Raw genomic sequence first — 9,810 nt, 5'->3', positions numbered from 1 at the left:
GGAGGAGGGGCGCCGGAGCGTAGCGGAGGCGGCCCTCCTCCCCCGAGGCGCGTTTGGCGGGGGGCGGCGGGAACCAGGCGGCGGCGCAAGTCAGGCTCGTTTGCGGCGGCTTTGCTTGAGGCGGTAGCTGTCGGCGTTCATCTCCATGATGTGGACGTGGTGGGTGATGCGATCGAGCAGTGCGCCGGTGAGCCGCTCGGAGCCAAAGATCTCGGTCCACTCGTCGAAGGGCAGGTTGCTTGTGATCAGCGTCGAGGCGCGCTCGTAGCGCTGGCTGATGGTCTCGAAGAGCAGCTCGGCTCCGGTCTTCGACAGCGGCACATAGCCCAGTTCGTCGATGATCAGCAGTTCGTGAGCGGCAAGTTGCTTCTGGAAGCGCCGCAGGTACTTCTCGTCGCGGGCCTCGATCAGTTCTCCGACCAGCGCGGCGGCGGTAAGGAAGCGAACGCGATGACCGCGCTGACAAGCTGCCAGACCGAGCGCCAGGGCGATGTGCGTTTTGCCGGTGCCGCTGTTGCCGAGCAGCAGGATGTTTTCCTTGCGGTCGAGATACTCCGAGCGCGCCAACTCCAGCACCAGGGTCTTGTTGAGCGCGGGGATGGCGAGGAAGTCGAAGCTGTCGAGGCTCTTGACGACTGGGAACTTCGCCTGCCGGATGCGGCGCTCGGTGGCGCGGCGGTCGCGATCCAGTAACTCCAGTTCCGTCAGCCGCAGCAGATACTGCGGGAAGGTGGACTTTTCCTGGGCGCAGGTGCGGGCCAGCTTGTCGTACTCGCGCAGCATGGTGGGCAGCCTGAGAGCCTTCAGTTGATGTTCGAGCAGAACCTGCGGCGTGTCGGCAGTCGTTGCGCTCATAGCGTTGCCTCCAGCGTGGATGGTTCAGTCGCGGGCATCGACAGCAAGCTCATGTACTCTGCGGCACGCGTGGTGCGCACCTGGGCCAGGGGCAGGTGCGGCCAGTTGGCCATATCCAGCCGCGGCGGCCTGCGTTCGATGCGGCACAGAACGAGATGCCGCACTGCATCGAAGCCGATCGTGTTGAGCGCGAGCGCCTGCTCGACGGCGGCCGTGACCTCTTCGAACGCGAAGCTCTCGATCAGCCGCAAGACCTGGATATACTCCCGGCCGGCGTGCTTGCGCAATCGTGCCTCCAGCAACCGGCGCAGATGTGCAAAGCACTCCGGCAACTGCCATCCCGCAAGCGGCGCGGCCTGGTCCAGCGCGCGGCTCTTGTGTTCGAGCAGGGCGAGAGAGTGCAGCGGATCGTATTAACCGGTTCATAAGTAAGTAGATATAGAATCGCCGCCGATCAGGATACGGCATACTCGGTGTGCGGAGTAAGAAAGAACATGCGCACGGTCCAGGGCAGCTTTTGCAGCTTGCGCAAGCGCGCCAGAACGAACTGCCGGAGTTCCTGGGCCCCACCGAGAGCGGCGCGGGCCACGCCGTGATGCTTGACGTAGTTCCATACCTGTTCGTCGGGATTCAGTTCCGGCGAGTACGGAGGCAGCGAGAACAACCGCAGCTTGCCGCGCAGGCTGGCCACATAGGCCTTCACCGCACGGCTGCGGTAATAGCTGGCCCCATCCAAGATCAGAAAGACGGGCCGCCGGGCGTTGTGCATCAGACGCTGGAGAAACTCCACGAACACGGCCCCGTTGACCTTGCCCGGCGTGAGCATGAAGCGCAGTTTGCCGCGTGCGCTGACCGCCGAAATCATATTCACCGCGCTGCGCCCCCCGGTCGAGCGCACCACCGGAGTCTGGCCCTTGATCCCCCAGGTGGTTCCTCCATGGTTGTCCGAACGCACCCCCGCCTCGTCCCCCCAATAGATTTCCGCACCCACACGCCGCGCTTGGGCGCGAATCGCCGGGTACTCCTCTTCCAGCCACCGCCGCACCCGCTCCGCATCCTGTTCCCAGGCGCGCCACAGCGGGCGCTGGCAGGTCAGTCCCAACTGCCGCAGCAGACGGGTGATCGAGGCCAGGCTCAAGCGCAGCCGGAATTTCTCCCACAACACCACGCTGATCATTTCTCGCGTCCACAACGCGAACTCGAAGCGGAACTGCAACGGGCTTTTCCCGGTGATGGTTCGATACAGCCAGCGCAGTTGCGCGGCATTGATTTTTAGCGGCCGGCCCGTCAGACGGGGAGTCTTCAACGCATCCCAGCCGCCGCGGCGGTAGCGCGCCAGCCAGGTGTAAATGCAACTGCGCGAGAAGCCCAGAGTTTGAATCACCACCTCCGGGCTCTCCCCTGCCTGCACTCGCTCCACCGCGCGGACGCGGATCTCTTCCAAGGTCTTGTGATCAAGGCAACGGCCATCGCGATGCTTCACGCCTCATCTTCGCATATGTCTACTTACTTGTGAACTGATTAAGAGCGTTTTTGTCCGAGGTCTCTACGCAAAGCCAAGCGAACGAAACTCCACGATATCCTCTCCTGTTCCAATCGAACATGCTGCCCCCATACGTTCAGTTTCAGTCCCCTGTATACAGCCTGCTCCGCGCCAGTCAATAGGGGAAGCACATCGGCAGCAGCTGGCTCGCTCTCCTCAACCCATAAATCCCTGTGGTTCATGAGCGTCTCCTCATCCATGAGGGTGGATTGCAACCCTGGCAGGTAGCTCCGTGCACGATTCAAGATTGCGAATCCGTGCGTATCCAAGTCACCCCAGTAGAAGCACCTTGCGCCATTCAGCCAAGGAAGCCTCTCGAGCAAATCCACGGAGTATCCCAAACCAAGGATCACGATTGTTCCGGGCAAATCGCCGAAAGCCAAGCCGGTCTGCACGTTTTCGACGATGATCACAACATCTGGGAGAAGCTTCCAGCAGCCAATCTGCTCTACGGGGGCCGTGAGATCCGCGAGTCCTCCGACCTCCTGCCTCAATCGTGGATCGAGAATCCTAACGTGAAGATATCGGGGGAGGGGCCGCAAGCCACAGGCAGCGTAGAAATCCGCCAGATCGCCCGTGTTCCCGCGTATCTCCTGGAGCAGGCCGGCGATGATCCCAGTTCTCTGTTCGATCCACTTCGTGTGCATGCCCGCGATAGGAAGCTGACGAACATACACACCCGATTCAGGGTCGCTTTCGATCCATCGAAGCATCGAAACCAAGCGCGCTAAATCTTGGTCCGCAAGGTTCGCCAGCACATGGGCCCAGCGTGCTATGCCGCTTTTCAGTTGTGGCCACTGGTTGAGAAGCCTTTGGCCCACTTCCAGCATTCTGCCCCAGCGCGCTTGTTCGCCGGCAAAGTCCGCAAGCTCCTCAGGTGTCCCAAATACCAGGCGCTCAGGAACCCTCTGGGTCCCCAGGTTCCTCCATTTGCGTTCTACCCACCTAACCTCTCCCGGACCGGCCCAGGCTCGCCACTCCACCGTCCAAGCACGAACATCGTCCAGCCGCCTATTTGCCTCCTGCTCGGTGGGCGCGCCGAGACTGAACTCAGCGGGCCAGTGCGACTCCTGAGGTTCGCAGCATTGCAGGTCGTGGATAAGCCAGTCGTTGTATCGATTCGCGAACCTCCGTTTCGCCTCGCTACGCACTTCTTCAGGTGATTTCACGCGTCAACCTCTTGTCGAGCATGTTCGGGCAGCTTCAGCCGTTGACGGTCTAGCTCATAGTCGATCATCATCACGCCCGAGGTGCGTCTCTCCGAGATGTCCACGAAGCAGGCGCCGCCGATGAAGGGCTCCAAAGTCATTACCGACTTGAGCGGCGTGGCGACAATCATCTGAAATCCGAAACTTGCGAAAATGTTCATGGCAAGCGCGGTGAACTCGTTGTCGGCTTTGTCGAACGCCTCATCGAGAACGACGGTCGCATATCTGGGAATACCGTGATCCACTCCGCCAAGTTGGTACCTCAACGCTGCTGCCAAGCAGGTGGTGGCGAGCTTTTGTCGCTGTCCTCCAGACTTCCCGGCGCCGCTACGATAGACCTCGACTTCCACGTGTTCCTCGTCGAATTCCCGCCCGATAAACTCAACATGCTGCCGGACGTCCAATACAAGCTCGCGCCAGTGCTTGTCTTCAATAGCTTGGCTTGAAAGGCGGTCGACGATGCGCCGCAATACCAGGAACCGTCGCTCGGCATCGTCCCTGTCATCCGTCCACGCATGGCTTAGAGCCTGCTGCACCTCCTGTTTGAATTCGCGGACCACCGCCAACTGCTTATCGCTGGCCTCGATCTGCAAATAGGTGGTCTGTTCTGCTGTCCGGTTGAATGGCACGTTCCGGAGGCTGGCGTTCACAACATCCATGCGGCCCAGGATCTCTTTCCGCGCGTTGTTTAGGTGAGTCGACAAGGATGCAAGATTTTGCAGGCTCTGGTTGCGAAGCAAGTCGAAGAACCGGTGCTCGTGCGCCGGAAGGCCGTCCACCTCCAACCTAGTGAGCTTGGCAAAGAAGTCCCCCGAACTGGACATGTTCGGCTGCAGATCTCCAGATTCAGCCGGCCATCGCGTTACAAACTGCTGGAATCGGGATTCAATTGCTCTTTCAATCGCAGAGATCTCGCGGGATACTTCCGCGCTTTCACGGTGCATGCCCTGCAGCACCGAGACCGAAATGGAATCAAGCTCCGCTAGGCGAATTCGCTGAGCGACGCGCGAGAACCTGCGGTCGAACTCGTCCGCCAAGGTGCGATCCAATGTGACGGGAGGGCGTGCGGCAATCTTTGCGATCCTGCCACGGGTTTCGCCTATTGCCGCCAGGTTTTGCTGTTGGCGCAAAAGGCTGTTCCGCAACTCCTGATCGGCCTGCTCCACCAGTGCCCGCTGGCGCTCCAGCTGCTCACCAATGCGGCGAAGTTCACCGTTGCCTTCCTTCAGGCTGCGCAAGTTCTGGTCGATTTCTGCGATCCTCCGCACGATGCTTTGAGCATCGATCTCTTGCCATTGCAGATTCACGAGGGTCTGGCACTGCATTCTCCGTTCGGCGCGCGCCTGCTCGTCTGCTTCCAACTTCCTGATCTTTTCCATCACCTCGGCGAGTTGTTGGCCCAGCTCGCCCGTGTGCCTCTCGAACTCTTCGCGTTTCTCGCGATTGTCAAAGCCGAGCATCCGTTGCAGGGTGCCGGAGCGGCGGTCATCCTTTTCATGTCGTGTCTTGCTGTGCTTGATCTGCCCTTCGCGGGTAACAGCGCGATCGACACGCCGGAACTCAGCCAGCGTGTTCACACAGGCATAGTCGAAACGAGAGCGCAACTCGGCAACCAGCCACTCCCGTTGAATACATTGCTTTACTTCTAGCTTTAGGGCAAGGCAGTTGGCGGGGACAGGTTTCAGACTGGGGTTCTCCGCCATTAAAGTTCGATAGTAGAACAGACGCTGGCCCAAGTCTGTGCCATTGATGTATGTCGCTACTGCTGGGTAATTCCGTTCGTCGGCCAGGAGAGAAACAGCAAAGTTGCGTAGAACGCGCTCCGAAGTTTGTAGCCATTCTCGCTGGTCCTGCTTCACTTGTATTAACTCGCCGGCAAAGGGCAGAGCGGCTTCCGGCACGCCCGCGCCTTCCGCAACGCGTCTGCGAAGCTCAAGCATTCCCGCAGGTATGTTGGAGGGCTGCCGACGCAATGCTTCAACCTCCCTGCGCGCTTCGACAAATGCGGATTCGGCCTCTCTCTTCCGAACTTCGAGTTCAACCTGATCTTTCCGCGATTGCGCGCTGTTATCGGCCCACGATTCAATTTCCTCCCGCGCCTTGGCAAGCAGGCCCGCGAACTCCTGGGGTGAGTCGGGCAGGATCCAGCCGAGCGACCGACATGCATTCCGCGCCTGGTCGTTCTTGCGCAGGCGATGCGCTCGCTGAGACTCGAGTTCCTTCTTCTCGGACTCCCAGCGCTCCACCATGTCCCCGCCGGCTTCGCGATGCTGCTGTTCCAGATCGTGCAGCACGGCTTTTCGCGAATCTAGGCTTGCCTGATTTTTCTCGAGTTCTCCTTCAATCCCTGCGGCTTGCGTGTCCAGCTCGTCGAGTTGCTCTCGGAGCAGCTTGAGTCTGCATATGTCGACATAATCGCGCAGGCGAGCTTGGAGTTCCGCCAGCGCGTCTCGCGCCTGGATGCGTAGTTGCATCCGATCGAAGTCTTCCCGGGCTGGCTTCAGCGTTTGCACTTGCTCTCGCGCGGTGACAACCGCCGTGTGAGCGGCATTCAACTCCCCGAATTCACTCACCAATTGCTCGGCAACGTCGAATGTCTGCGGCCTGTCGAGCATGAAGTCGCGCAAAAACGTATTAAGGTCGCCCAGGTTCTTGGCCGACTGAGTCTTATGTAGCAGGCGTAATGCCGCCTCATTCTCGATGCCGAGTAGACGGCAAAACCTCTCCTGATACGGTTGGAAGTCCTCACGTACAAACGCGTCCGCATGTCCATGCTTCAACTTCCTGACGTCCAGGTTCGCACCAAAGTCTTCAAGCTCGCGCAGATCGACCTCGCGCTCGAAGATGAGGAAATACCTCCGCACATCTTGAACTGAGCTCGACGTTCCGCGAATCCAGAACAGTCGAACCAACGTGACGATCTTGGCCGCCCTGCTCCTGAATGTGAGCGCGAGAGCAGACCAAGTGGTCCCGGTGCGGAGATAACGCGTGGCAATCTGGCCAGAGTCGCCATCCTTCTTTTCGGCCCACGCGCCTCGCATGTAGCTCAGAAGATTTCGATCTCTTCCGCTCCTTTCGGTCTCCCGGGCGGCAGCATTGAAGTCGACCCACCGGGGTGGAACCAGAAGAGCCGAAAATGCGTCCAGGAGAGTGGATTTCCCAGTACCGGATTTGCCCACAATCAAAAAGCCTCGATCCGACAGAGGGATGTCGTGCAGGCCGGAGAAGGTGCCCCAATTGAACACCTGTAGCCGCGAGGCACGAAACTGCTCGGGCACAAACAGCTCCGGGATATCTACTGCCATGGTCCGTCCTCCGGCAGGGATTGTATGTCGATATCAGATCCGGTCCCTTTTCTCTCAGTCATTTGCTTGTACAAGTTCAGCAGAAGTTCGATCCGATCGGCTGAAAAAAGCAGCTTCAACGTCGGAGACACCTCATATCGATCCTCCTCTGCGCGAATTTTCTGGAGGATGCTGCGATCCTTGTACTTCTCGATTGAGGCCCGCACTTTCTTCGCGAATCCTGCATGATCGGTGCCACCAGCCGGTTCAAAGACCGCGAGTTCGTCCACCAACTCCGGGCCCGCGACAACGGCGCGTTCACCATGGGCTTCAGCATGCGCGAGACGCTCTCGGAGCTTCAGCAGTACGATCGAGTCGATGAACGTCAATTGCGACCTGCGGAGGAGCAACGGAACTTCCAAGTCGCCGGTGTCGGCCTGGCGAGTGAATGCCACACCGGCCTCCCTGTCGATCACCAAATCCAGGAAGAGTTCGGATAGCCGGCGCCGGATAATGTTTTCATCCTGAAGCAGTACCGGCCAGAGACGGCCATGGCGGCGCATCTCCAGCGATGGTCCCGAGAGCAACTGCACAAGCGCCCGCCGTGTTTCGAGCGGCAGCTCGCCTCGATCACCGAGGAACAGAAGTCCCTTGGAATCTGCGTGGCCAGCGCGCTCTTCCTTAGACATGTCGCTAGTGGCGTTTGGGAGTGGATCCACCGAATTGCTAGACAAGTTCACGCGCGCGCTCCTTCACGAAGTAAATAGTGGGGATTCTCGCGCGCCGCTGGTGCTCGTCTCTCCCCATCCAATGAACCAGCTCGTGGCCCTCGCCCTTGATGCCGTGCCGACTCCCCAATGCAAGCAGTCCAACGACGCTTCCCAGCCCCTGGCTTGCCGGGTAGCTGTCTAGGATGTCTCGAATGGAAGCCTGCGACCTGAGGCTAAGTATGGCTCGAATGTTCTCCTTCAGACGGCGGAAATCGATCTCAGAGTCTGCCACCAGCTCGGCAATCGCCGCCAAGTCAACATCGGGGCGATCCCCCGATTCCATGCCTTCTGACGTGAGTTCGAGCGATGGATCGAACAATTGCCATTGCGCGTATGAGCGAAGGCGGCTGCTCGTGAGCTCCAGGAAGTAATCCAGCGACTCCGTCGCTTTTACCTCGTCCTTCAGACCAAGCGCTGCCTTTTGCGCATCTCTCAAAAGCTGATTCAAACGTTTCTGTTCAAGGAATTCCCGGCTCTGGACGAACTGTTTGAGACTCTTGGCCAGGGTCTGGAGGACCTCGTGAACGAATCCTCCCTGTTCCAGCAAGGTGCTCGGGAGCCGCCGGAGAAAACTCCTTCGGCGAAGATCGATCTCGTTCAGAAATTCGCGCGACAGCACCGTGTCCAATGCGTCTTCCAAAGCCCCCGACCTTTCGGGATCCGTTAGCAGGCGCCAAAATGCGGAGAAGGTTCGTCCGGCGTCACTCTCCGAAATGAGATCGATACCCGCGAATAGGGCATCCAAGACGTCCCCACGCCGCCCATCGCTTTCTACGAGTTGCTCTCTAAGATCGCGATTCAACCGGTCGAACTGGTCGCGCACACGACGGAAATCTCCCAGCAGATTCTCAGCCAGCGAAATGATCTCTCGGGTTCGCTCCAAAGCCGAGCTGTCCGCTAGAACCCGAATATTACCTCCCTGCGCGTGTTCAAGCTGCAGATCGATTCGAGCGCGTTCTGCAAGGAGCCTTTCGATTCTTCGCTTCTGATCGGAGTCAGTTTCCTCGGCCAGTTGCACCAGTGCGGAAATCACCAAGGCGAGGCGACTCTCCGTTGCCGTGGAGTGGGGCTGCTCAATGGTGGAGATGAAACGAATTGCCTCGACCGCTTGCGCAGAGATCTCGAACTGTTCTTCCGCGCTGCCGGCTGGAAACCGTCGCTCAACATAGCCATCCGCCAGCCAATTCGATACATAGTCCTTTGCGGTCTGCGGCAGTTCCTGACCGACAGCCCTCAACTCCTCCAGGTCGCGCTCGATCCGGTCGTAGAAGACGGACGCCGGGAGGCTCTTCTGGTCCTCGTACAATTCGGCTTGCAAGAGCGCGATAAATGCCGGCGCCTTAGGGGACGCCAGTAACCTCCAGAGTGGCTGATCTCTGAGGCGTTCATACGCTAATAGCGCTCTTTCAGTTTTCATCGGTGTAAAAGCTCGCGTTCTGGCGATTGGTCACCGGCCTCAAAACACGGTGATCGGGCCACTTTGCAGACTGGTGCGATTGCCACCCACGCGGAGCCGGCCAAGTTGCTTGGAAGACTACAAAGAAGGCAGTATTCGGTTACGCGCTGCTTATGTGGGTGCAATTTTACCGCACATAACCCTGACTCCTCGGCGAATTTCTGCAGTTCCAGTTTCCACAGGCGCAGACGCCAGCCATTGCTGCCTCCGCCATCGGCGGTGATCAGCAGGCTTTTGGCACGCGGATAGAGTCGTTTCCCTTCATGACGCCACCATCCCCGAATCGAAGCTACGGCAAAGGCGCCCGTGTCATGATCGATACACTCCGTAAACCTTCTCCATAAGGGACAAGCGATGCCACACAAGCAGATGAAAAAATGCGTGTTTGACGCGGGAAACTCGAATACCGGATTCGCCGGCATGATCATTTCGGTCCGGGCCTACAGCCGTAGGGATGCGATGAGGCTCACCGACTTTCTGCGGAAGTACCAGTTCGAGCCGCTCGAGATCGAGGTCGAGAAGCCCTGTGGGGAAGCCGGCGTCGCTTGGGCTCTGTACTGCGTGGGCCCAAACCTCAGGAAGCGGGATATCGATGAGGAAAGGTTTATAGGCTATGCGCTGCCCACGGGAGGAGAGGAGCGCCGACAATGAATGCAGTACAGGGGAGGTCTTGAGCGTGCGAAGACGATGGAAG

General features: G+C 59.1%; 7 protein-coding genes and 2 pseudogenes. 1 reads left to right on the top strand and 8 read right to left on the bottom strand.

What is annotated here, in order from left to right; translation table 11 throughout:
* Nucleotides 1–90: 90 nt before the first annotated feature.
* The 8 genes and pseudogenes from istB to VMU57_RS22975 form a co-directional block, all read right to left on the bottom strand.
* Nucleotides 91–855 (bottom strand): IS21-like element helper ATPase IstB, encoded by a 765-nt coding sequence (istB, locus tag VMU57_RS05680; protein WP_325381662.1) that lies wholly within the window; start codon nucleotides 853–855, stop codon nucleotides 91–93.
* A pseudogene (locus tag VMU57_RS05675) lies at nucleotides 852–1,268 on the bottom strand (IS21 family transposase); the annotation flags it as partial. The pseudogene VMU57_RS05675 and the gene istB, both read right to left, overlap by 4 nt.
* Before the next feature lie 41 nt (nucleotides 1,269–1,309).
* Nucleotides 1,310–2,338: an IS630 family transposase gene (locus VMU57_RS05670; RefSeq protein ID WP_325381660.1), complete on the bottom strand. Its 1,029-nt coding sequence runs from the start codon at nucleotides 2,336–2,338 to the stop codon at nucleotides 1,310–1,312.
* 38 nt (nucleotides 2,339–2,376) lie between these two features.
* Nucleotides 2,377–3,549, bottom strand: a complete 1,173-nt coding sequence (locus VMU57_RS05665) for a DUF3322 domain-containing protein (protein WP_325381663.1) — start codon at nucleotides 3,547–3,549, stop codon at nucleotides 2,377–2,379.
* Between the two features lie 14 nt (nucleotides 3,550–3,563).
* The gene (locus VMU57_RS05660; RefSeq protein ID WP_325381659.1) at nucleotides 3,564–6,911 is read right to left on the bottom strand and encodes an ATP-binding protein; all 3,348 of its coding nucleotides are present in this window, start codon (nucleotides 6,909–6,911) and stop codon (nucleotides 3,564–3,566) included.
* On the bottom strand, nucleotides 6,902–7,483 hold the full coding sequence (locus tag VMU57_RS05655; protein WP_325381658.1) for a DUF4194 domain-containing protein: 582 nt from the start codon (nucleotides 7,481–7,483) through the stop codon (nucleotides 6,902–6,904). Before VMU57_RS05655 ends, VMU57_RS05660 begins: the two co-directional genes overlap by 10 nt.
* Nucleotides 7,484–7,616: 133 nt before the next feature.
* Nucleotides 7,617–9,077 carry a DUF3375 domain-containing protein gene (locus VMU57_RS05650; RefSeq protein WP_325381657.1) on the bottom strand — a complete coding sequence of 487 codons (1,461 nt, stop codon included), beginning with the start codon at nucleotides 9,075–9,077 and terminating at the stop codon, nucleotides 7,617–7,619.
* Nucleotides 9,074–9,436 (bottom strand): annotated as a pseudogene (locus tag VMU57_RS22975) (ISAzo13-like element transposase-related protein); the annotation flags it as partial. The gene VMU57_RS05650 and the pseudogene VMU57_RS22975, both read right to left, overlap by 4 nt.
* Nucleotides 9,437–9,470: 34 nt before the next feature.
* Here VMU57_RS22975 and VMU57_RS05640 point away from each other — a divergent pair.
* Complete coding sequence (locus tag VMU57_RS05640; protein WP_325381664.1) at nucleotides 9,471–9,767, top strand: hypothetical protein; 297 nt, start codon at nucleotides 9,471–9,473, stop codon at nucleotides 9,765–9,767.
* The last annotated feature ends 43 nt before the right edge of the window (nucleotides 9,768–9,810 follow it).

Origin of the sequence: Edaphobacter sp. (genome assembly GCF_035532915.1) — a bacterium.
In the GTDB taxonomy this organism is placed as follows: Bacteria; Acidobacteriota; Terriglobia; order Terriglobales; family Acidobacteriaceae; genus Edaphobacter.
The sequence above is the reverse complement of the archived record's forward strand: the minus strand, read 5'-3'. Positions and strand labels throughout refer to the sequence as shown.